This window comes from Cohnella luojiensis (assembly GCF_004564235.1).
Classification (GTDB): Bacteria; Bacillota; Bacilli; order Paenibacillales; family Paenibacillaceae; genus Cohnella; species Cohnella luojiensis.
In genome coordinates this window covers 39625-60190 of sequence record NZ_SOMN01000032.1, presented here as the reverse complement: position 1 = coordinate 60190, position 20566 = coordinate 39625, and the positions used below count along the sequence as shown (strand labels likewise).

General features: G+C 50.9%; 22 protein-coding genes and 2 tRNA genes. 17 read left to right on the top strand and 7 right to left on the bottom strand.

Annotated features, from left to right (window positions below; translation table 11 throughout):
• Positions 1 to 5: 5 nt before the first annotated feature.
• Positions 6 to 1316 (bottom strand): extracellular solute-binding protein, encoded by a 1311-nt coding sequence (locus tag E2980_RS18715; protein WP_135153740.1) that lies wholly within the window; start codon positions 1314 to 1316, stop codon positions 6 to 8.
• 120 nt (positions 1317 to 1436) lie between these two features.
• Here E2980_RS18715 and E2980_RS18710 point away from each other — a divergent pair, with 120 nt between their 5' ends.
• The 4 genes from E2980_RS18710 (at position 1437) to E2980_RS18695 (ending at position 4995) form a co-directional block, all read left to right on the top strand.
• On the top strand, positions 1437 to 2615 hold the full coding sequence (locus E2980_RS18710) for a phosphodiester glycosidase family protein (protein ID WP_240703092.1): 1179 nt from the start codon (positions 1437 to 1439) through the stop codon (positions 2613 to 2615).
• A 145-nt stretch (positions 2616 to 2760) separates the two neighbouring features.
• Positions 2761 to 3801, top strand: a complete 1041-nt coding sequence (locus tag E2980_RS18705) for a LacI family DNA-binding transcriptional regulator (RefSeq protein WP_135153739.1) — start codon at positions 2761 to 2763, stop codon at positions 3799 to 3801.
• Between the two features lie 18 nt (positions 3802 to 3819).
• The gene (locus E2980_RS18700) at positions 3820 to 4272 is read left to right on the top strand and encodes a VOC family protein (RefSeq protein WP_135153738.1); all 453 of its coding nucleotides are present in this window, start codon (positions 3820 to 3822) and stop codon (positions 4270 to 4272) included.
• 21 nt (positions 4273 to 4293) lie between these two features.
• A complete protein-coding gene (locus E2980_RS18695; RefSeq protein WP_135153737.1) occupies positions 4294 to 4995 on the top strand; it encodes an SDR family oxidoreductase in 702 nt (233 codons plus the stop codon).
• A 504-nt stretch (positions 4996 to 5499) separates the two neighbouring features.
• Here E2980_RS18695 and E2980_RS18690 read toward each other — a convergent pair.
• A complete protein-coding gene (locus E2980_RS18690; protein WP_135153736.1) occupies positions 5500 to 6108 on the bottom strand; it encodes a DUF3298 and DUF4163 domain-containing protein in 609 nt (202 codons plus the stop codon).
• 244 nt (positions 6109 to 6352) lie between these two features.
• Between E2980_RS18690 and E2980_RS18685 the strand changes: the two genes are divergently transcribed.
• From E2980_RS18685 to E2980_RS18665, 5 genes are all read left to right on the top strand, one after another.
• Positions 6353 to 7753 (top strand): sensor histidine kinase, encoded by a 1401-nt coding sequence (locus tag E2980_RS18685; protein WP_135153735.1) that lies wholly within the window; start codon positions 6353 to 6355, stop codon positions 7751 to 7753.
• A gap of 205 nt (positions 7754 to 7958) precedes the next feature.
• Positions 7959 to 8225, top strand: a complete 267-nt coding sequence (locus E2980_RS25175) for an HD-GYP domain-containing protein (RefSeq protein WP_135153734.1) — start codon at positions 7959 to 7961, stop codon at positions 8223 to 8225.
• Entirely contained in the window at positions 8215 to 8460 is a 246-nt protein-coding gene (locus E2980_RS18675) for a hypothetical protein (protein WP_135153733.1), read from the top strand. The genes E2980_RS25175 and E2980_RS18675 overlap by 11 nt, the downstream gene beginning before the upstream one ends.
• A 70-nt stretch (positions 8461 to 8530) precedes the next feature.
• A tRNA-Thr gene (locus tag E2980_RS18670) sits at positions 8531 to 8606 on the top strand.
• A gap of 659 nt (positions 8607 to 9265) precedes the next feature.
• A tRNA-Thr gene (locus E2980_RS18665) sits at positions 9266 to 9341 on the top strand.
• A 176-nt stretch (positions 9342 to 9517) separates the two neighbouring features.
• On the opposite strand, the gene E2980_RS18660 is transcribed toward E2980_RS18665, so the two are convergent.
• Together E2980_RS18660 and E2980_RS18655 are read right to left on the bottom strand one after the other, a co-directional pair.
• On the bottom strand, positions 9518 to 10030 hold the full coding sequence (locus E2980_RS18660) for an ImmA/IrrE family metallo-endopeptidase (protein WP_135153732.1): 513 nt from the start codon (positions 10028 to 10030) through the stop codon (positions 9518 to 9520).
• 74 nt (positions 10031 to 10104) lie between these two features.
• Positions 10105 to 10509 (bottom strand): helix-turn-helix domain-containing protein, encoded by a 405-nt coding sequence (locus E2980_RS18655; RefSeq protein ID WP_135153731.1) that lies wholly within the window; start codon positions 10507 to 10509, stop codon positions 10105 to 10107.
• A gap of 251 nt (positions 10510 to 10760) precedes the next feature.
• On the opposite strand from E2980_RS18655, the gene E2980_RS18650 reads away from it, so the two are divergent.
• From E2980_RS18650 to E2980_RS18640, 3 genes are all read left to right on the top strand, one after another.
• Positions 10761 to 11036 (top strand): BhlA/UviB family holin-like peptide, encoded by a 276-nt coding sequence (locus E2980_RS18650; RefSeq protein ID WP_167747182.1) that lies wholly within the window; start codon positions 10761 to 10763, stop codon positions 11034 to 11036.
• A 77-nt stretch (positions 11037 to 11113) separates the two neighbouring features.
• Positions 11114 to 11857, top strand: coding sequence for a DUF1906 domain-containing protein (locus E2980_RS18645; protein ID WP_135153729.1), 744 nt, complete (start codon positions 11114 to 11116; stop codon positions 11855 to 11857).
• A gap of 102 nt (positions 11858 to 11959) precedes the next feature.
• Entirely contained in the window at positions 11960 to 12457 is a 498-nt protein-coding gene (locus E2980_RS18640; protein WP_240703090.1) for a tyrosinase family protein, read from the top strand.
• A 103-nt stretch (positions 12458 to 12560) separates the two neighbouring features.
• On the opposite strand, the gene E2980_RS18635 is transcribed toward E2980_RS18640, so the two are convergent.
• Positions 12561 to 13202, bottom strand: coding sequence for an NUDIX hydrolase (locus E2980_RS18635; protein WP_135153728.1), 642 nt, complete (start codon positions 13200 to 13202; stop codon positions 12561 to 12563).
• Between the two features lie 6 nt (positions 13203 to 13208).
• Positions 13209 to 13718, bottom strand: coding sequence for a large conductance mechanosensitive channel protein MscL (gene mscL / locus E2980_RS18630; protein ID WP_135153727.1), 510 nt, complete (start codon positions 13716 to 13718; stop codon positions 13209 to 13211).
• A gap of 106 nt (positions 13719 to 13824) precedes the next feature.
• Here mscL and E2980_RS18625 point away from each other — a divergent pair, with 106 nt between their 5' ends.
• Positions 13825 to 15591: an ATP-binding protein gene (locus E2980_RS18625; protein WP_167747181.1), complete on the top strand. Its 1767-nt coding sequence runs from the start codon at positions 13825 to 13827 to the stop codon at positions 15589 to 15591.
• Here the strand turns inward: E2980_RS18625 and E2980_RS18620 are convergent.
• Positions 15558 to 16478, bottom strand: a complete 921-nt coding sequence (locus E2980_RS18620; protein WP_167747180.1) for a diacylglycerol/lipid kinase family protein — start codon at positions 16476 to 16478, stop codon at positions 15558 to 15560. The genes E2980_RS18625 and E2980_RS18620 overlap by 34 nt on opposite strands.
• A gap of 150 nt (positions 16479 to 16628) precedes the next feature.
• Here E2980_RS18620 and E2980_RS18615 point away from each other — a divergent pair, with 150 nt between their 5' ends.
• From E2980_RS18615 to E2980_RS18600, 4 genes are read left to right on the top strand one after another with little or no spacing between them, the layout of a single operon-like run.
• Positions 16629 to 17609: a 2-hydroxyacid dehydrogenase gene (locus tag E2980_RS18615; RefSeq protein WP_135153724.1), complete on the top strand. Its 981-nt coding sequence runs from the start codon at positions 16629 to 16631 to the stop codon at positions 17607 to 17609.
• Positions 17610 to 17627: 18 nt separating this feature from the next.
• A complete protein-coding gene (locus E2980_RS18610; RefSeq protein ID WP_135153723.1) occupies positions 17628 to 18317 on the top strand; it encodes a hypothetical protein in 690 nt (229 codons plus the stop codon).
• A 57-nt stretch (positions 18318 to 18374) separates the two neighbouring features.
• The gene (locus E2980_RS18605) at positions 18375 to 19484 is read left to right on the top strand and encodes a DNA alkylation repair protein (RefSeq protein WP_135153722.1); all 1110 of its coding nucleotides are present in this window, start codon (positions 18375 to 18377) and stop codon (positions 19482 to 19484) included.
• Positions 19481 to 20533, top strand: a complete 1053-nt coding sequence (locus tag E2980_RS18600; protein WP_135153721.1) for an FUSC family protein — start codon at positions 19481 to 19483, stop codon at positions 20531 to 20533. The genes E2980_RS18605 and E2980_RS18600 overlap by 4 nt, the downstream gene beginning before the upstream one ends.
• Positions 20534 to 20566: the final 33 nt, after the last annotated feature.

Genomic DNA, 20566 nt, shown 5'->3' with positions numbered 1-20566 from the left:
TTATATCAGTTTGTGCCGACTTGTTTCGCTTCTTTTCCGGCTGCCGCCCATTCTTTGACGGGGTCGGCTTTAGATGAGGTGATGAGGTTCGTAATCGCATTTTTGAAAATATCGTGAGCGATTACCGAAGAGTCCCGATACAATAAATCGGGCTTAGCGGTTTGAACCGCTTTGGCATACCAACGATTCACTTGCTGGTTGCCGAAATAAGCATCTTTCTCGGCTAACCACTCTTTTTCTTCCAGAGCTTCCAGGTTGGCGGGGAAGAGGCCATGCTCGTTGAAAACCCAATTTTGCGGGCCTGTTTCGGTCATCCATTCAATAAGATCCATAACGGATTCCGAGTTTTGGTTATTGCTCGGAATCGCAGCCGACAGCACCCCTGAATCATATGAGCCTTCCGGTACGGAAGCGACAGCCCATTTACCGGCCATTTTAGGCATCCATTCTTTAATATCCTGCGCGGTAGAGGGGCCTCCGAGTATTACTCCGAATGTTCCGGCCTTCAGAGCTTTCTCCCAAGGAAGACTATAATCGTCGTATTTTCCGATCCAGCCTTCTTTCATCCCTTTAACGACATAGTCGTATGCTTTTTTGATTTGCGGATTTTTAACGCCGACATAATTGCCTTGATCATCATGGTAGGCGGGTGATTTAAGCTGAACCATTGATTCATAAATACTTATAGGTTGGGCGATTAAAGCTTTCTTGGTTTTGGTTTTGAATGTTTTCCCATAGGAAGCGAATGCGCTCCAAGTTTTTAATTTCCCGTCAATGGTCTCAGGTTTCGTCGGCAGTCCGGCTTTTTTGAACAGGTCCGTCCGGTAGAACATAACTTGGGGTGAAGAATTCAAAGGAACGAATGAGACGGTATCGATGGCAGTCGGGTTGACGGTGTTCCATAACCCTTTTGCTAAGCGGCTCTTTATTCCGGATACGGCAGCGGCGTCGATATCGTTCAAATCCTTGAAAATACCATCATAGGAATTGAAACTCGGTAAAATCCAGTTCGGAATCAAGAATAAATCGGGAGTGTCTCCGGAAGCCAGAGCGATCTTCATCCGATCTTCATACTCTGCGATAGAGTAGGAGTAAATATTTATTTCGACATTCGGATTGACTTCATCCACATAAGCCTGGAATAGGGGAGTATAGTCCCACAGGTCTAATTGGTAGACCGAAAGTTCGGTAATTTCTGCGGACTCCGTTGACGGATCGGTGCCTTCCCCATCCTCCGCCATGACGGGAATAAAACCGATGCAAATAATCAAAATCAAACTAAGCATTAGCACACGGAAACGTTGAATGGAGTTCATCGGCTCTACCTCTTATTATTAGGATATTATTCCCTAATAGATTACTAGAGCAACCCGAAATGCGCAACTAGATTGCTATTCGTCTCGTATATAGGAAGTGCAGTAAAAAGACAAAGGAGCGTGGACGCCATCCCGCCATTGCCACCGAGAACGACGACAGCGGCGTCGGCTTCGAGAAGCGGCAGCCCTTCCGCGATCCCATCGCGTAAAAATAAAGCAGTTCGCCCCAAGAGATCCGGATCATGGCGATTTATTAAGGGACTATTCTTGACCGGCTTTATTCTCTCGGCATTAATGGCCGGATGGTTCTTCCTTACCCCTTCGGGTAATGAATACCGATATATGTTAGCCGACTCTCTCATTACAACCCAGCATCGGGAATGGGCCAAATATATTATCGGAGAGAAAGCGCTGCGGGAACGCGTTGCCCTCTACGTGAAACAGTTCGAGGATATGGGCGAGGAGCGCGATACCCACACCATTCCGACCAAGCAAGAACAAGGGCAAGGGGAGGCGGGAGCGGTTGAGCCGGAGAAGCTTACCTCCATTAAGGAAGTCGATGGGGAAGGCTATCACGGATACCTTCTGACCGTAACGGATCCGAAGAAGATTAGGCTCGTCGTCCCTAACAAAAGGGGGCGAGGGGAGAAGGTATCCAGCATGGTGAAACGTACCGGGGCGATCGCCGGAGTGAACGCAGGCGGATTTTCCGATCCGAATTGGCGCGGCAACGGATTTAAGCCTATCGGTCTCGTCATTAGCCAAGGGAAGATCCTTTATAACGGTTTAGGCAGCAAGAACAGCGTGCAGATCGTCGGCCTTGATAAGGAAGGCAAGATGCTTGCGGGCAAATACTCTATTAACGAGCTGATGGATCTGGGCATCTCCGAAGCGGTAAGCTTCTCGCCGAGAATCATCGTGAATGGCAAAGGTTTAATCCCAAGCCGCTCGCAAGGTTGGGGTATCGCGCCGCGAACGGTAATGGGTCAACGGGAGGATGGAGCGATTCTGTTCCTGATGATCGACGGGCGGCAGCCTGGCTACAGCATCGGCGCAACCCTCTACGATGCCCAGGAAATCTTGCTTGAGCATGGCGCGGTCATTGGAGCTAATTTGGATGGGGGCTCCTCGACGGTTCTCGTCACGGAGAACGGGGAAATCGTGAATAAGCCTTCCTCTTCCTCCGGGGAAAGGTATTTGCCTTCAGGCTTCCTCGTCTTCGAGGATCCAGATGCGGTCGAAGTGCCGAACATTTGGGCGGGACTAAAGCCATCGGAGATCGACGCGGGAAAATGGTGACGAGCTAGCTACAAGCGAAAAATTTAACTGGAAGAGACCCCCTTCGCGGAGGTCTCTTCTTTCCGTATGCTAGGCAATTGACTCCGTCTATTTTTTCGTTTACGATTGTAGCGTGAACGCGTGTTTACAGAAAGTGGATGAGCACATGAAAAAGAACGAAATGAACTCCACGGAAATTGCCAAGCTAGCGGGCGTCTCGCGAAGCACGGTCAGTCGAGTCGTTAATAACTATTCCAATGTCCCTCCGGAAACCCGCGACAAAGTGTTGCGGGTCATCGAGCAGTATCATTATGTTCCGAATGCCTCCGCGCAAGTATTGGCGGGTAAAAAAACGAGGACGATCGGGTTGTTCATGATCGAGGCGGGTCACGTCTCCAGCGATATGCTCTCGAACATGCTTATCGCAAGCGTCATTGAGAGCGCTTCCTCTCGCGGATATTATGTATTGACCCGCATTATTCGCGATGCCCAGGATGCGGAAAGCATTCGGGGAGTTAAAGATATTTTCTATCAACGCCGCATCGATGGGGGTATATTCATCGGCGCGGCTAACTATGAGCCTTTCATCGAGCAACTCATTGCGGAAGGCTATTCCGTGGCCGTCGTTGACCAGGAATTGCCAGGGCATAACGAGCCGAACAGAATCGTGGCTAATTTCGATAATGATTGGGGGATGTTACAAGCGGTAGCGCATCTGGCGAATCTGAAGCATCGCGAAATCGGACACATTAGCGGAGATATGAGAAGATGCTCCGGCCCGGCTAAGCTGGAGGGGTATTACTTGGCGATGAAGAAGCATGGACTTCCTATACAAGAGCAATGGATTTTGCCGGGGGCATTCAGCGAGGATGCCGGTTATGAGGCAATCGGGAAGTTTATGCAAAAGGGAGAGAAGCTTCCAACGGCTATAATCATGGCGAACGACAGCGTGGCTTTCGGTGCGATCAGAGCTTTGCAGGAGCATGGCATTCAGGTTCCTAACGACATCTCGGTGATCGGATTCGACGATCATGCCTTGAGTTCCCGTTTCCAGCCGGCATTGACGACGCTTAGGATCGACTTCGGAGCGATGATGGAACGGCTGACAACCTCATTAATAGAACATATCGAAGAGCGAACGACGGACTTCACCAAGTTTACGGTGGATATGCAATTGATTGTGCGCGAATCTTGCGTCGAAATTTAATTTATGGGGGGAATCATTATGAACAACAATGTGCTAGGTAATCATGTCATCACGCAAATCGGTCTTCTTGTTAATGATATCGAGAAAACATCGAAAGCTTATGCCGATTTTTTCGGAATCGAGAAACCGAATTGGTTCTGGACGGATACGGCCGATGTCGCTCAGACGGAGGTGAAGGGGAAACGGTCCGAAGCTCGGGCGAAGCTTGCTTTCTTCGACATGGGCTCGTTGCAGCTTGAATTGATCGAGCCTGATCATAATCCCAGCACATGGCGCGAGTCGCTGGACCAGAACGGCGAAGGGTTTCATCACATCGCCTTCGTGGTTAAAGGGCTAAAGGAGAAGGTTTCGATCATGGAAGCCGGGGGTATGCCGCTTCTCCAGAAAGGCGAATATACCGGCGGGCGTTATGCTTACATGGATACGTTCCGTGATTTGAAGGTATTGGTCGAGCTTCTCGAGAACGATTGACGGAAAGGCGAGGGGGATCCTATGAATATCTTGATTACCGGCGCGGGAAGAGGTTTGGGGTTACAATTGACTATGTTGGCGGCGAAACGGGGTAATCAAGTCGTGGTATGCGTCCGAGAAGTATCCGATACTTCTGAGGGGTTGTGGGCGTTAGCCGCCCGACATCCTGACCAAGTACGGATCGAAAGTATGAACGTGACTCTAGAGAATGAGGTTGCCGAGCTTGCCGACAAGCTGAGTAAGGAATCGGCGAAGCTTGACGGAGTCATTAACAATGCCGGCGTACTGCTCGGGCGCGAGCATAAGATCGGGACGCTCCCGATGAATCTGCTGAAGTCGACTTTCGATGTTAACCTATACGGACCCATGAACGTTATGAAGCATATGTCGTCTTTGATGTCGGATCATTCCGGCGCGAATGTCATCAACATTTCCTCGGAGGCGGGGAGCATGGCTTCCGGTTACGGAGGCGATTATCCGTACGCGATTTCCAAAACAGCCTTGAATATGTTTTCCAAGCAATTGAACGACGAGCTTCGCCCGCGCGGGATTCGGGTATTGTCCGTTCATCCGGGATGGATACGGACGGATATGGGCGGCGATCAAGCGCCTATGGAAGCGTCGGAAAGCGCGAGCGGGATATTGGATCTCATGGAGCGCAAAACGGTCGTCGATGAGGAATTGTTCTTCGTGGATTACTCTGGGCGCGCAATGCCCGTCTAACGAGTGGGAGCCTGACTGATAACCAAGAGACGAGATGGGTAAAACAGCGATGAAAATCATTGTTAATTCCCCTATACTCCCTCACTAATAGATCAAAGTACGATGAAAGACATTGCTGTTGTGTGGAATTATTGACCATTCTGCGGAAAGTTGCACCAACAGCGATGAAAATCATTGTTAATTCCCCTACACTCCACTCGCTAACGTCCGAAGTAAGATGAAAATCATCGCTAATCCATTAAAATAAGTACTGTCCCAAGGGTTTCTCATACTTGTGGGACAGTACTTGTTTTTACGTTCTGATATGATGGAGGAATCCCTCTTTACCTTAATCCCGCCACTTCGCTACCGTTTACAATTCTAAGTGTAAAATAGTCAGTTAGTTTCAAGGAACAGGCATCATTTTCAAAACTAATTGCAAAACATGCAGTTAGTTGACTAACAATTAACCCAAAACCGGTCTTTAGCCGGAAATTAGTGGAGCAAACTTGATACTCATCTTAATTAATACATCAGGACGCCCAATGGTCCACTCTCGTCGATAATATCCTGAATCTCGAACACGGAAATCGGGAAATAAGGGAATCCCCATGCGTACGGGACAATTTCATACAGGGGAAAATAGATCACTAACGATTTGTCCGCGACATAGAAATCCTGATCGGGAGTGATACCCGGGTAGTCGACCAGAAGCGGGAGCTGCCGGGCTTTGATCTGCGCTTCGATGATCGCGTCCAGACGGGCAATATAGTTGCTGCCGCTCTTGAACAATTGACCCAACGTGTAGCTTCGTCCGGTATCCGCATCGAAAGTAAGCGACTTCTGCAAAGTATTGCCGTGTGCGCCTCCCGCGAAGGCATAATTCAGCAGCGATAAGCTGAGAACGCCGCGTTCGTTCGTCTTGATCTCGAAAGTACCGTCCATCTCCTGTATGTCTTTGCTGGGGTAGCCCTGCTCCTTCATAAGCTCTTGAGTTGCTGCCGCGATTGCCTTGTTCATGGCCTCTTGGGCTGCGGAGGTGGTTCCTCCGGTAATGTAAGGAACGTTTATTTTGACGTTCTTGGCGGTCATAGTCCGCACTCGGATCGGCAGCATCATGGTTTGGCCGTTCATTCTCATTCCCCTTTGCCTTTATGGGCTGTTGTCATCCCATTTTATGCAGAGGGGGCGATAGTGGAAACCAGGTATTCCGGAAAAGGGTAAACTCTCCGTGATCACCCTTTTCCTCCATGCCTTTAACATTTTCACTAGTGAAGCTCAGTCCGGGGCCCCCTTCGGTCAGGGCTTTTTGTGTTACAATTGTAATTATTCCTATCTAACTTGCCGAGGCATATGCGATCCTATAAAGGGGTGCTTAATGGGCATTATTAAGGCTTTCCTCGTTAATATCGGTATTTTGATCACGTTCGCTTATCTGATTAATACAGCTTATAATCTCATATTCCCCAATTTGTCCAAATCCGCGAAATACGGGTTATCCGTTATCATATTCATTCTGGCAGGCTGGCTTACCATGTTCTTCAGCTTCAACGTAGGAGATACTTCCAAGTTTGACTTGAGGGTCGTCCCGCTAATTTTCGGACTAATGGTGTATTCGCATCCTCTTACGCTGTTTCTGATCGGTTTAAGCATAGGTTTGTTAAGACTGACCTTCGGGTTAGAGCCGGCAGCTTGGATCGGTCTTCTGAATCTGACCTTGCTCGGTGCGCTCGCAGCCTTGATATGCGTATGGTTCAAAAAAAGGATGGAGTTCAATTACTTAACCAAAGCGGTTATCGCCGTTCTCGGCATTAATTTTTTCAATATGGTTAACATCGCGGTATTCGGCATTATTCCAATGCATCAATATTTAAGCGAGATCGCGCCCGTTACTTTCCCGACCGGCGTTATACTGAGCTTTTTCTTCCTCTTCATGATCCGGGACTTCCAACAGAACCAAGCGCGAATGGAGGAATTAAGTCTTGCCAATCGATTGTTGCGATTAAGAACGCAAGATTTGAACCAGACCAAGGAGGAGCTGGAGAAGAAGGCCGAGCAGCTCGAGGCTGCTTCCAGCTACAAATCCGAATTCCTCGCCAACATGTCCCATGAGCTCAAAACGCCGCTAAACAGCATCATGCTATTATCCGAGATGCAGATGGAGCAGGATACCGAAGACGAGGATCGGGTTCGCTATGCTAAAATGATTCACCAATCCGGGGGAGAATTGCTTGGATTGGTCAACGATATTTTGGATTTGTCAAAGGTGGAGGCCGGAAAGCTTGACGTCTCCCTGCAACCGATCGACTTGAACGATGTTCTTCGGTTGATGGAGGAGCAATTCCAACCGCTTGCGGATAGCCGTAACCTTGAATTCAAGACGACGCTGTCAGAGGTTTCGACCGGATGGATCAAGACGGATCCGATGCGGTTGAACCAAATTCTGCGCAACCTATTAGGAAATGCCTTCAAGTTTACCGAGAAGGGGAGAGTGGAGTTTGAAATCTCGACCGAGATCGCGCCCGGAGGGATGGAGGAGGTCATCTTCCAAGTCCGCGACACGGGAGTCGGGATCGAATTGGACAAGCAGGAGGCTATTTTCGAGGTATTCAAGCAAGAGGATGGTTCAATTAGCCGCAAATACGGCGGGTCGGGTCTTGGACTAGCCATAAGCCGGAAATTGGCAGAACTTCTCGGGGGGCGACTGGAACTGAAAAGCGAGAAAGGGGAGGGCAGCTGCTTTAAGCTTCGGCTACCCGTCCATGTCCCTGGGAAATAAAATAACTCAGGACTGGCTTTTCATATGATCCAGTGGTCGGCTTTTGTTAGAGGAAGCGTCAAAGTCAACACGAAGCCGGCCGTTTCCATTCTTGCGGTGATTTTGCCGCCGATCTTGGCTGCATGCTCGGAAATTGCGCGCAACCCGAATCCGATATCTTCTTGTGAATATCCGTTTATGGCGATAGGAGTTAGCTGTAAGCGAAATGAATTACGCGTTGTTTCACCACGAGAGAATGGATGGCAGCGGCTATCCGTTCGGCTTGGAAGGCTGCAAAATCCACCCGTACCAACAATGGATAAGCATCTTCGACATGTTCGACACGTTGGTCGCGGTAACGGTTCCCCGATGCTGCCGCTCGAGGTGCTGGAGGTTTCTCTATTGCGGAGTCGGCGTTATACGACATGGACAAAGTATGCCGTCTTCGCAAAAACATGGCGTTATTTCCCCGGGGGACGACGGTGCGTCTTAGCACGGGTGAGCTGGGGGTCGTATCCGCGCTGCACGAAGACACGAAGCAACGCCCCATCGTTCGCGTTATTCGCACGTCCGAAGGTCAATTGCTTCCGCAGCCCTACGAGGTGGATCTGAAGCGTCAGCTCGATCTCATGATCTGCGGCGTGGGCAGCGACAAGTTGGGCAAGCTGCTGGTCGGCCAACCGGAGCAGACGGAAAGACGCTTGAACAAGGTGTTCCACTTGGTATAAAAAAACAGTAAGATTCGGCAAACGGAATCTTGACTTTTGCCGCTGAAATTACTATTCTAATAAAGGATTTGCTGATGTAGCTCAGCTGGTAGAGCAACGCATTCGTAATGCGTAGGCCGGGGGTTCGAATCCCTTCATCAGCACCATGAACAATCTTTAACGGCGCGCCTTCCGAGGTTTTCGGGGTGCGTTTTATTTATGAACAGGACAGCTGCGTGGGAAGCGCTACGCAGTCGAATCGAGGGAGTAACGAAATCGAGCTAACTCCGTCAGCCGCAGTCGAATCGAGCGGAGATAGTAACGAAATCTTACTAACTCCGTCAGCCGCAGTCGAATCGAGCGGAGATAGTAACGAAATCTTACTAACTCCGTCAGCCGCAGTCGAATCGAGCGGAGATAGTAACGAAATCTTACTAACTCGGCTTTCGTAGCACGTACCGGGCAGAATTAACGAAGAAAGTTTGCTAACTCGGCTGTAGTCGCACATACCGGGCAGAATTAACGAAGAAAGTTTGCTAACTCGGCTTTCGTAGCACATACCGGGCAGAATTATCGAAGAAAGTTTGCTAACTCAGCTGTCGTAGCACATACCGGGCAGAATTAGCGAAGAAAGTTTGCTAACTCAGCTGTCGTTGAACGTATCCGACCGAATTAGCGAAGTAAGTTAGCCAACCTCGTCCTCTGCAGGGGAATCGCGTCCGGGCTACGCGACTCCTGCCGCCATAATTTTCGTTGATTTTACAAATTTCTTCTTGCCAACCCTATGCGAACATGGTATTATCTTTTCTTGTAGGCCATAAATTACGCCGACTTAGCTCAACTGGTAGAGCAACTGACTTGTAATCAGTAGGTTGGGGGTTCAAGTCCTCTAGTCGGCACCATTTTCTTCACCTACAACTTTTAATCCTCGTGCGGCCATGCGGCTGTGCGGGGTTTTTTTGCATATTGGCGTGACAAAAAACCTGCCTACCCGAGAAGGGTTGAGCGGGTTAGGGTTTGGATAAATTCGTCAATTTCCATTACCCGCGGCTAGTTTCATGGAAACAATTGGGTTGGATTACGATTCCTGTTTCAGAGCTTCTTCCCACAAAATAGCCGCCAATGTGCGACGCTGGATTTGTTCCAGTCTCTTGCGCGCCAATTCAAACGTGACTCCGAATTGAAGAGCGATAACTCCGACAGCCTCATCAATCCGTTCCGGAAGCCTGACATGCCGAAGCATGAAGAACGGAATGGCTGCATACAAGACGAATCGATTTGCCTCCGCCTCTTGTCCTTCGCAGAACATAGGGGGCATAGTCGTTTGATTGCCGGCATGCCTAAGAACATGGCATAACTCGTGAAGAAAGTCCTCCCATTGCGCATCGCGTCCCTGCCGCTTATCGAGTAAGATTGTCCGTAACCCCATATACTCTAGAGCTCTGCTAGTGTCCTTCAAATAGTGGACCCACACGTCTAATCGGGTTGCCACCTCGTCAACGTTTAAAAGCGACGGGGAAACGATTCCGGACTTCATCCATAGCTGCTCGATCCATTGCTCCAATGGGGTCGTTTGATAGTATTGGTACATAGGACCACCTTATAATGAGAATGTATGTTCGTATAAAAGCGGAAAAGAAAAGCCCGTGCGGGCTTCTTAAAAGATCAATTCTTTCCTTGCAGATCTCCGGGCTTCCTGCCTTTTTCTTTCTCTTGGATGAACTCCCAAAAGCGGCGCATTTCCTCTTTCCGTTCTTCCGGGGCATTTAAGTAATCCTTGAAAAATACGCCATGCTCGGGGTTGTTAATGAATTCCTCGTAGGCCGGGTACTCGGTCGTGATTACGGCATCGTTATTATCGATAGATGCTTTATCCGTCCGTCCCAGCAGATAATCGGCCGTCGTGCGGTAATATTCCGCGAAACGGCTGAGCATATCCGGATCCGGTTTGCGGTCGTCCGACTCGTATCTGGATAGCTGCACATTACTTATTCCTAAGTGCTTAGCTGCGTCTAATTGCGTTTTGCCGAATTTCTCGCGTCGTTCCCTCAGACGAAACCCCAACGACATGGTAATCTTCCTTCTATAATAAGATAATTATAGCATACCATATTTTCCATATTGGTAAAACTATTAATTTTGCCAAAATGGTAAACCAAATGTTGACATTGCCTGATTACCGTCATATGATTAAGACAAGTTACCGAAATGGTAAAAAATGAGGCGAGTTACGAGAGCGAAGATATTTCTAGCATGCTTTGATGGTTTTGGTTCTATCTTTTGTTTACCGAATTGGCAAAAATAGAAAGGAGTTTTATCGCATGATTGAAGACTTAGTTGTAAGAGAGGCGTTTGAACAAGGAGTGTGGGCTGTCCTTTTCGTTTCTTTATACCTGCATCATTTGAAAGAAAACAAGTGCAGCCGATTAGAAGCGCTTGAGCGGGAGGAGAAGCTTATGCTTTACATTGAAGATATGAGCGAGCAGTTCGAAAACCTGACTAAGCAATATGAAGACTTAAGTAAAGACGTCGGCGATATTAAGCGGCATGTAAGGAGACACAGGGAGGTGCAAAGGAGAAGAGGGCAGACGTACTAACCCTAGAGCCGACACCCCAAACCTCGCGCTGTCATTAGATGAAGAGGAAGTCGTACATCAGGAAAGGAGGCTACAACATGGTAAAAGGGATAGATTGCTCCACGCCTCTCACCGCCTCGACGGCCGCCAAGATTGCCAAGCAAGGCTATGAATTCGCCGCGAGGTATCTAGTCCCATCCAGCTATGCGTGGAAAAGGCTTACTGCCGCCGAAGCGAATGCGATCACGGTCGCGGGAATGCAACTCATTTCCGTATTCGAGACGACCGCAAATAGGCCCGTGGGTGGAGCGACGGCAGGGACTGAGGACGGGAAAGCGGCGCTCAATGAGGCACAGACTATCGGTCAGCCAACCGGCAGCGCGATTTATTTCGCTGTGGATTACGATGCGCAGCCAAAGGATTTCGCCGCCATTGAGCAATATTTGAAAGCGGCCGCGGAACAAATCCCCGGATACGCTGCGGGAGTATACGGTTCCTACTCGGTCATAGAAGAGATGTTTAAGCGCAAGGCGTGCGACGTCTTTTGGCAGACTTATGCCTGGAGCTACGGCAAGAAGAGCGAACATGCGAACGTGTTTCAATATAAGAACAATGTCATGGTCGCCGGAGTCGCGGTGGACTTGAACGAGTCGTACGGCGGCGAAGGCTGGTGGAATACGAAAGAAGAGGAGGAACCGACAATGAGCCAAGAGGATGCGGAGAAAATCATTCGTTTCCTGTCCGCGGCGTGGTTTGCTGCAACGACTAAAGAGGATAAGGCAGAATTCAACCGGTTAGCCGACGAGGTTCGCAAAGCAGCGGGAGTTCCTACGAAATCTTGACAATTAAAGTTGGATTCCCGATGGTTTCACAGCAATAGGCTACTGCATATGCTAAGGCAACCACTCTGCCATACTTAGGCAGATGACAGGGAGGCTATCCCTATGCCAACGATACCGAATTTCCCGCAAAGCCTGCTCGAAGAGCATAAAAATTGGCATCACGCCAGGCATAACATGAACCTCGATCCGCCTCCGGGATACGGCTTGGAGTTTCTCCGATATCACCGTGATTTCACCGCGAGGGCATTGGCTTGGTATTACCGGAATGGCTATGATCCAAGGCTCGTGGAAGCATGGGCATCCGTGCCTGAGCCGATTCGGCAAGCACCTTGCTATAACCATGCGGCCGAGGCCCGGATCCTATTCCAGCCGGAGACCTTCGCGAGCGCAGACGAGTTGGGTAGGTTCATTGAATCTTCGAACATTCATTCCTGCATTCATCAGGAATCCGCCAAGCTCTTCGGAGACCCGGCGATCAACGATTTCGATACCGCCCCGCGAAACACGGTTTTTTATAATATTCATGGAATGGTGGATCGCTGGTGGAGAAACTGGGAGGGATTGGGCCGATTTCGCGTGGGACGGCGACGGCAAACTTGAGGTTCTATTCCGGTATCCGGATCAAGGGAGATGGGTGAAGGTAAAGTAAGGGCCGGCCAACTGGTTTGGTCCCCAATTTACCTTCAGCTTCGTTGTTTACCCGCTAGAGCTTGACCAGTTCGCGCAAAAACCTAAATATGGAAATATAGGTGCCGTAATCGCGAGATACGAAGGAACTGCGGGTGATCTTCTTCACCGAATCTTGAAGCTTCCCTTCCCGCAATTCCAGGCCATGCGCGGTAATTTCCTTGACCGATTCCTCCATTAACGAGATCAGCTCTTCGACATCCGCCTCATATATGCCGGACACTTCTTCTTCCTGCAGCCGGAAGTCAGCCATGCTCAAAGACGTAACGAGTCCGTAAACATGGCTAACCTCGGCATCGATATACGGCACGCCATGCACAACGCCGGATTCTTGTTCGCGGATAATGCCGAATTCGGCTAGCTCCTCGAAGGCGACGCGAACCCCCAGCTCTTCTTCCAGTTCGCGGACGACAGCTTCCGGCGATTCGCCTGCTTCCAGATGGCCCGCTGCCGTAATGTCGAAGCAGCCGGGATTCGTATCTTTGCTCTCTGACCGCTGTTGGAACAACACTTTCGCGCGGTCAGGGACTTTTTCGTCGCGTCGAACAAGCCAGCAGTGAACGGTATGATGCCATAACCCTTTCGCATGGACTTCTTTGCGCTCCGCAGTTCCCGTCCAATTTCCCCGTTCATCGTATACGTCGAACATTTCCGCCATGGCCGATCAACCTTTATCCGCTTCTGAAGAGGCTTGTCCAACGGGCTTAACTTCCGAGGTGCAGTGTCCGCAGCGGGAAGCGGCGAGCGGTATTTCGGACAGGCAGTACGGACAATCGCGCGTAGTCGGTTCTGCCGCGACGGTCTCCTGCTCCTTCTTGCGGCTTAAGCGGTTCAAGAATTTGACGAGCACGAAGACGCAGAAGGCTACAAGAATGAAGTCGATAAGGACATTAATGAACTGTCCATAGGCGATGATGGCAGCTCCTGCTTGCCTAGCTTGATCTAGGGATTCGGGCTCCTTACCCTCAAGCAGCTTCCCAGGATCCAAATTCCAATACAAATCCTTAAAATCCACGTTCCCCAGCAATTTCCCGATCGGCGGCATTACCACGTCGTTAACGAGAGACGTGACGATTTTGCCGAACGCAGCTCCTATAATAACCCCGACGGCTAGATCTACTACGTTTCCACGCATAGCGAAAGCCTTAAATTCACTTAATACAGAACGAAACATATGCACAACCTCCATTATTAGTCCTTCAAGAAAAGGAATTTGTTGGAACTCGTCGAATTGTATTACACTAAAGTAAAAGATGTCAGTTTCTGCGAGGGACTTACTTATGAACAGTATTATGACCTTCTGGCCCGTTTTCTTCCTGCTGCTGGCATTGTTAATCAGCATACTCGCATCATATACCATGTTCAACTTCATCGGCAATCTCAAAAGAACCAACGGTACCTTCCGTCAGTTCTGGCTTGCGGGCGGAGCATTCGTCTTCGGGGTGGGTTTATGGGCAAAGCATTTCGTCACGATATTGGTCGATGAAAATGAGCCCCTCATCTTCACGTGGGTGATGCCGGTTGCGTTAATGTTCATTATTTTCTTTTCATTGATGGCCTTCGTCATGCTTACTTTGGACGGGGTTTTGAAATATCGTCTTCTCATCGGCAGCTCCATCCTGGCATTCGGCGTCGCCATCATGAACTATTTCAGCGTGCTTGGACCGGAGATCAAAAATCTGGAGGATAATCCGAACTTCATTTTCCTTTCATTGGTACTGCTATTCATTGGTACTTACTTTTCCTTTCTGCTGTCGGAGAGCGCTTACCGGTATAGAAAGTTAATGGCTAGCCTGTTACTCGGAGGCTCCGTCGTGCTGGTACAGATCATCGGTAAAAAGGCGCTTCATATCGAGTATGTGAACGGAACCTACCTCACGTTCGACAGACTTAATGAGGATATCAATCTAATGGCCTTAATCGTGGGTGTCGGCGCCTTGCTGATCCTCATGTCCACGCTTGTGACCTGGTACATCGACAAGCGGCTTAATCAGATGGACGAGCGTTATCGGCTCCTGGTGGAAAATTCGCTGGATACGATCGCGATCCTGAAGGGAGACCGGTGGGGGTTCGTCAATGTGGCGGGACTTCGGATGTTCGAAGCCGAAATGGATAGCGAGCTATTGGGCAAAACGATCTATCATTTCCTCCCGGCAAAAGATCACGACGCCATTAGGGAAAGGTTGCATAATCTCGTGTTCACGGGCAGCAGCAAGCCGATCGAACAGGATTGGCTAACCTTAAACGGAAGGGTGCTGCACACGGAGATCGTGGAAACGATGACGACGCTCGACAACGAGCCGGCTATTCAAGTGATTATCAGGGATATATCGGAGCGGAAGAAGAACGAGGAGCTCCTCATCAATTCGGAGAAGCTGTACGTTGCGGGTCAACTGGCAGCCGGTATCGCGCATGAAATTCGCAATCCCCTTACGTCGCTTAAGGGTTTCCTGCAATTGATCGCCTCGGGACGGAAAAACAATAACAGCTATTACGATATCATGAACGCGGAATTGGACCGGATCGAGGATATCGTCAGCGAGCTGTTGATGCTGTCCAAGCCGCAGGTGTACGAGCTAAATTATCAGGACATGCGGGTAATGATGAGGGATACGGTAACCTTGCTGGAGACGCAGGCGATTCTACATAATATCGCGATCGAAGCGGAGTACGGCACGGATCCGTTATGGATATACGGCGTGGAGAATCAAGTGAAGCAAGTATTCATTAACGTCATCAAGAACGCGATTGAAGCCATGATCGACGGAGGGGCCATCTCGATCAAGCTTTCCCGCGAGAGCGACGGGGTGTACGTACGCATTCGCGACGAAGGGCCGGGCATCGGCGAAGATCAGCTGGCCAAGATGGGCCAGCCGTTCTATACGACCAAGGAAAAGGGGACCGGTCTCGGCCTCATGGTTAGCTACAAGATCGTGGACAACCATCAAGGGAAGATCGACGTCAAGAGCGAGCTTGGCAAAGGCACGTTATTCGAGATCATGCTGCCATTCCGTTACCCGGATGCCGTAATCAAGAAATCAAGCTGACGCGGCCGGATGACGGCCGATATCGGGGTTTCGCCCGAAGGCTCGCCATCTCCGAACGCAAGCATGGGAGCTGCGCCCTGAACGGTGACGGAACGGCCGGACAAGATCGTGACGAAGCGATGCAGCTTTACGTGGTTTCCCGTTAGTACGGCGGGGAATATAAATAAGATTCTTCTAACGCTGCAGCTATGCACGATGCACACATGGAGATGCCCATCGTCCGGAAGGGCGTCCGGGCATATTTGTAATCCGCCCCCATACGTCGAAACGTTAGAAATGGCGGACAACCAGCCGCGCTTAAATTCATGTTTTATCCCGTCCATGGTAACCGTTATGGGGCCGGGTTTATATTTCGCGAGAGCTCGCAATAATCCGATCACGTAGGCGAGAGAGCCGATCCCGAGCTTGTTGCACCATTTCTTATAACGGGAGCCGTTAACGTCCGCAGCGACCATCGCATCGAGTCCGACGGCAACGGCGGTTAAAGTTAACTGCTTGTCTCCGCTCTCCGTGGCGGTCTCTAGCAGGTCTATTCGGCGGGTGTATCCGGCTACAATAATATCGAGAGCCTTCAGCGGGTCGCGCGGAATGCCCAGCGCCCTGGAAGTGTCGTTACCGGAGCCGGAAGGGATGATTCCGTAAGGAATGCCCGAGGTCGCGAGCACCGGCAACAGGCTGTGCAGCGTGCCGTCTCCTCCAACCACCGCAATCGCTTTCAAGTTTCCGCGTTTCAAGAAATCTCTTACGAGGGTAATGGCCTCCGATTCCGATTTCGTAACGACTTTTCCGTACGCCGTTCCCTGGATGCGCAGCTGAGCCTCTACTTGCGCCCATATTTTTTTGCCTCGGCCATTGCCGGAATTCTCGTTAACGACGAACAAGACCAAACTGTCCAGGCCTCCTAGATATTGCGAACATTTGACTCCCATTATAAGGGGATTGGGGAAGACCCACAACCTGCCCGAAATCGAATAAGAAACCTTTTGGGGAATCGAGACGTCGAATTGCTCAAAAGGGTATTGAAGGGAGCGGGTCCAATGGTAAAGACTTCAAATCAGGTAACTGTTATTACGGCTCAAGGCAGGAATACGTTCACGGAGCTGCAAGCCTCGAGATTGGAAGCCGTTGCTCAAGTTGCTTTCGGCTCGGCAATGGAGCCCCTTGGCGCGGACGAGATCGTATCGCGCTTGGCTGACGCGGATTACGCGGGCTTGACTCCGCGATCGGTGCAAGTCATCGACGGCGCCTGGCTTGAGCGTCTGCCAAAGCTTAAGGGAATCGCCGTATTTGCTACCGGCGTGGACTATATCGATATGGATTATTTGCATAGTAAAGGCATCGCGCTTAGCCATCTGCCGGAGTATTCGACGGAGTCGGTCGCCGAGCACGCGCTTGGTTTGCTCTTGACGATGTCGCGCCGAATCCACCTCAGCCAAGACAGAGTGCGTGGACGCGTTCCGGCGGGGACGTCCGTGCTCGGATGGGAGCTTCAGGGACGAACGATCGGAATCGTCGGGCTCGGGAGAATAGGCAGCCGGGTAGCAGAGCTGGCCCGCGTATTTGGGATGCGGGTGCTAGGATACGATCCTAAACGCAGCATAGAGGGCATTCCTAACGTGAGCATGGAGGAGCTTCTAGCCTCCAGCGATGTCGTAAGCTTGCATTTCCCCGCGCAATGGCAGGGGAGCGCGGCATTCGGCGAGCAAGAGCTGGCGAAGATGAAGCCCGGGGCAACGCTTATCAATGTATCTCGCTGCGCCTTGGTCCATCCGGAAGCCGTCGTGAAAGCGATCGACCAAGGGACGTTGAAGGGTTATGCGGTTGACGATATTTTCCCGATTGGGGAATCGAATGAACTTGCCCGCAAGCAGATTGCGGAAGGGCGACTCCTTCAGACCGGGCATACGGCATGGTATTCGCAAGAGGTTATCCGGCGCGGCTACGACACGTGGATAGATAATTTGGTTGGTTTCGTTACAGGAAATCCTCAGAATCTAGCGCGGCCGATGAAACCATAAGGATACGGGGGATTAAGAATGAGCCGGTTAAAGGGGTTTACGGGGGAACGGATGCTGCTCCTCGTTTTGTGGGGGGCAGTCATAGGATTCATGCTTCTGATCGTGGTTGCCGCTTGGCCGAATTATTGGATATATGTCGCATCCGAGGCAACGCCCTTGACTTGGCTGGAAAGCCTATTGCTCGTGTTGACGGCCGCGGTTACGGGGTTAGTCGCATACCTAGAAGGATTGACCGGGAAATCATCGCGGAGAGACGTTCTGGGTTGGCTAATCGTTGCCGCGGCATTCGCTTGGCTTGCCCTGGATGAGAGGTTTGCCCTTCATGAGAGAATCAGAGACCGCTTCCTCAAGCCGACGGGCATTAAGATTCTTCCTTGGATGGAAGAAGGCGATTGGATCATTCTTATTTACATGGCCTTCGGCTTGGCTGCATTATGGGGGATATGGCGGTTGATCGGAGATAACCGGTCATCCCGTCTATTTCTAATTGTCGCCTTATTGCTGGCCATATGTTCCGTTGGAATGGATACGATTCACATTCGCAGCTTAGACAAAGGGACGGAGAGGCTGTTGCAGTCCTTGGAAGAAGGGGTGGAGACGCTCGCGATGACTTCTTTCCTGTCGGCCTTTCTATGCGTATGGATGGGGAAAATACGCTCGCTTGCGGTTGCGGCAAAGGAAGCTTCCAGGAGGCCTGACATGCTATAATGGTAAAGGTTTCATTTGTCACAATTAGATGGTATATGCTTTTCAGGAGGAATCGGAATGGCGGAACCGCTCAAGGCGATGTATAACGAGCCTTTTCTTAGAGCATTTAATGATATTGTACGAAAGGCCTATCCTGCATTCGATGGAGAGGCCTTCGTTCGGCTTGCGCTTGCCGAGGGATGGGACGAGTTGGAGCTGAAGGGACGGATGCGCCGAATCACGGCGAGTCTTGGGGCTGCGTTGCCGGCAGAGTATGAAGCAGCGCTGGACGTGCTCGAAGCGATCGCGGAGGAATGCCGAGGCTTTCCTTATTTATTTTTCCCCGATTTTGTCGAGGTATATGGCTTGGCTCATTGGGAGCGTTCCGTGGCGGCTCTCGAGTTATTCACGAGGATGTCTTCCTCGGAATTTGCCGTGCGTCCCTATTTGAAGCATGATCAGCCTCGCATGATGGCTCAGATGGAGCTGTGGAGCCGGCATCCTAACGAGCATGTAAGAAGGCTTGCGAGCGAAGGCTGCCGCCCTCGGTTGCCTTGGGCGGATGCGTTGCCTGCGCTGAAGCGGGATCCAAGCCCGATATGGCCGATCTTGGAGCGACTGAAAGCGGACCCGTCGGAATACGTGAGGCGAAGCGTTGCGAATAATCTGAACGATATCTCGAAGGATCATCCGGACAAGGTTCTCGCTATCGCGAAGTCGTGGATAGGCGCTCGGGAGGAAACGGATTGGATCGTTCGCCACGGGTGCAGGGGGCTATTAAGATCCGCCGACCCGGCGGCTATGGCTTTGTTCGGAATCGTGCCGGTACCGGAAGCTCAAGTGACGGAGTGGACCGTTACGCCTTCGGCTTTGGAAATCGGCGGCTCCGTTGAGTTCCGTTATGGCCTTCAAGTACCGGCCGATGAGCCGGTTAAGCTGAGATTGGAGCTCGCGGTATCCTTTCCGCGAACGACGGGGAAGGTTTACCGCAAACTGTTTAAGCTTAGCGAGAAAACGGCTTCGGGCGGCAGCCTGCTGCAAGGCGGAAGGAGCTTCTCCTTCGCCGACCTGTCCACTCGCCGCCATTACCCGGGCATCCATCAGCTTGCGCTCGTCGTGAACGGCCAAGAGGCAGCAACCGCCGAGGTTAATCTTCTCCAACCGGCGGCGAGAGGAGACAACGCATGACGATCGGAGCAAGGGTGATAAAGACGGGCCTTGCCGTCGCGATTGCGCTATGGGTTGGCACTTTAGTCGGATTGGATTCGCCTCTTATCGCGGCAATTGCGGCTATTTTCACCATACAGCCTTCGATCTACCGATCTTGGATGCAGGTATTGGAGCAAGTTCAGAGCAATGTGCTCGGGGCGATCATCGCGATCGCCGCCGTATGGCTCCTCGGAAACACGCCTGTCTTCGTAGGTTTTGTATGTATCTGCGTGATCTTATTGTGCATCCGGTTGAAGACGGAAGAAACCATCGCTCTAACGCTGGTAACGGTCGTAGTCATCATGGAAGCACAAGGCCAAGGATGGAATCTTGCTTTTGACCGGCTAGCCGCAATTTTGACGGGGATGGTTGCCGCATTCGCCGTTAACGTAGCGATAGCGCCGCCGCGTCATCGCAATCGCTTTATGAAGCAGGTGGAAGAGGTTCAGGCGCTGTTATCCCGTTTGCTCAGGACCGTCGTGTCCAACGAACTGAAGGAGAACGTATACCGGGAAGAACAGAACCGCCTGAGAAGCAGGCTTCGCAAGCTGGATGAATTCTACGAGCTCTTCGCCGAGGAGCGGGTATTCAGGAAGAATTCGAGGCTTAAGCGAGTGAGGTTATTAGTCGTGTATAAAGGAATGCTTACGGCGCTTGAACGCGGCAACACGCTTATCGATGCGGTGGAGGATCATTATTGGGCCGTTTCGACAAGCAAATCATGGAATCAACTTATTGATCGGCATATTGAATCGTTGTGCGGCTATCACGAGCAGTTGCTGTGGAAATGGGAAGGGAAAATGAAGCCTGGCGCATCGGCTGCGGCTCCTCCTCCCGAAGCTTCCATGCTGCTGACGGAGATGATCGGCGAGCGTACGGACGAGGATCTGACTGCCAGGGCCCGCCTGTTCGTTATCACCTCGGCTGTCTATACGTATGAGGAGAGATTACGCCGATTAGACAAGCTGATTGAAAGGTGGCTTCACCGGGAGGAAGAGTTGGAGCCCGTTGACGAAGCGAAAAAATAGCTGCCGACACAGCCAACAACAAAAACAAAAAAG

Bases quoted from the DNA above. Each gene is read 5' to 3' on its own strand.
- E2980_RS18650 (WP_167747182.1), top strand. From the start codon at position 10,761: ATGATTGAAGACTTAGTTGTAAGAGAGGCGTTTGAACAAGGAGTGTGG.
- E2980_RS18705 (WP_135153739.1), top strand. From the start codon at position 2,761: ATGAAAAAGAACGAAATGAACTCCACGGAAATTGCCAAGCTAGCGGGC.
- E2980_RS18600 (WP_135153721.1), top strand. From the start codon at position 19,481: ATGACGATCGGAGCAAGGGTGATAAAGACGGGCCTTGCCGTCGCGATT.
- E2980_RS18625 (WP_167747181.1), top strand. From the start codon at position 13,825: ATGAACAGTATTATGACCTTCTGGCCCGTTTTCTTCCTGCTGCTGGCA.
- E2980_RS18640 (WP_240703090.1), top strand. From the start codon at position 11,960: ATGCCAACGATACCGAATTTCCCGCAAAGCCTGCTCGAAGAGCATAAA.
- E2980_RS18715 (WP_135153740.1), bottom strand. From the start codon at position 1,316: ATGAACTCCATTCAACGTTTCCGTGTGCTAATGCTTAGTTTGATTTTG.
- E2980_RS18615 (WP_135153724.1), top strand. From the start codon at position 16,629: ATGGTAAAGACTTCAAATCAGGTAACTGTTATTACGGCTCAAGGCAGG.
- E2980_RS18660 (WP_135153732.1), bottom strand. From the start codon at position 10,030: ATGTACCAATACTATCAAACGACCCCATTGGAGCAATGGATCGAGCAG.
- E2980_RS18690 (WP_135153736.1), bottom strand. From the start codon at position 6,108: ATGAACGGCCAAACCATGATGCTGCCGATCCGAGTGCGGACTATGACC.
- E2980_RS18655 (WP_135153731.1), bottom strand. From the start codon at position 10,509: ATGTCGTTGGGGTTTCGTCTGAGGGAACGACGCGAGAAATTCGGCAAA.
- E2980_RS18685 (WP_135153735.1), top strand. From the start codon at position 6,353: ATGGGCATTATTAAGGCTTTCCTCGTTAATATCGGTATTTTGATCACG.
- E2980_RS25175 (WP_135153734.1), top strand. From the start codon at position 7,959: ATGAATTACGCGTTGTTTCACCACGAGAGAATGGATGGCAGCGGCTAT.
- E2980_RS18700 (WP_135153738.1), top strand. From the start codon at position 3,820: ATGAACAACAATGTGCTAGGTAATCATGTCATCACGCAAATCGGTCTT.
- E2980_RS18695 (WP_135153737.1), top strand. From the start codon at position 4,294: ATGAATATCTTGATTACCGGCGCGGGAAGAGGTTTGGGGTTACAATTG.
- E2980_RS18610 (WP_135153723.1), top strand. From the start codon at position 17,628: ATGAGCCGGTTAAAGGGGTTTACGGGGGAACGGATGCTGCTCCTCGTT.
- E2980_RS18645 (WP_135153729.1), top strand. From the start codon at position 11,114: ATGGTAAAAGGGATAGATTGCTCCACGCCTCTCACCGCCTCGACGGCC.
- mscL (WP_135153727.1), bottom strand. From the start codon at position 13,718: ATGTTTCGTTCTGTATTAAGTGAATTTAAGGCTTTCGCTATGCGTGGA.
- E2980_RS18635 (WP_135153728.1), bottom strand. From the start codon at position 13,202: ATGGCGGAAATGTTCGACGTATACGATGAACGGGGAAATTGGACGGGA.
- E2980_RS18605 (WP_135153722.1), top strand. From the start codon at position 18,375: ATGGCGGAACCGCTCAAGGCGATGTATAACGAGCCTTTTCTTAGAGCA.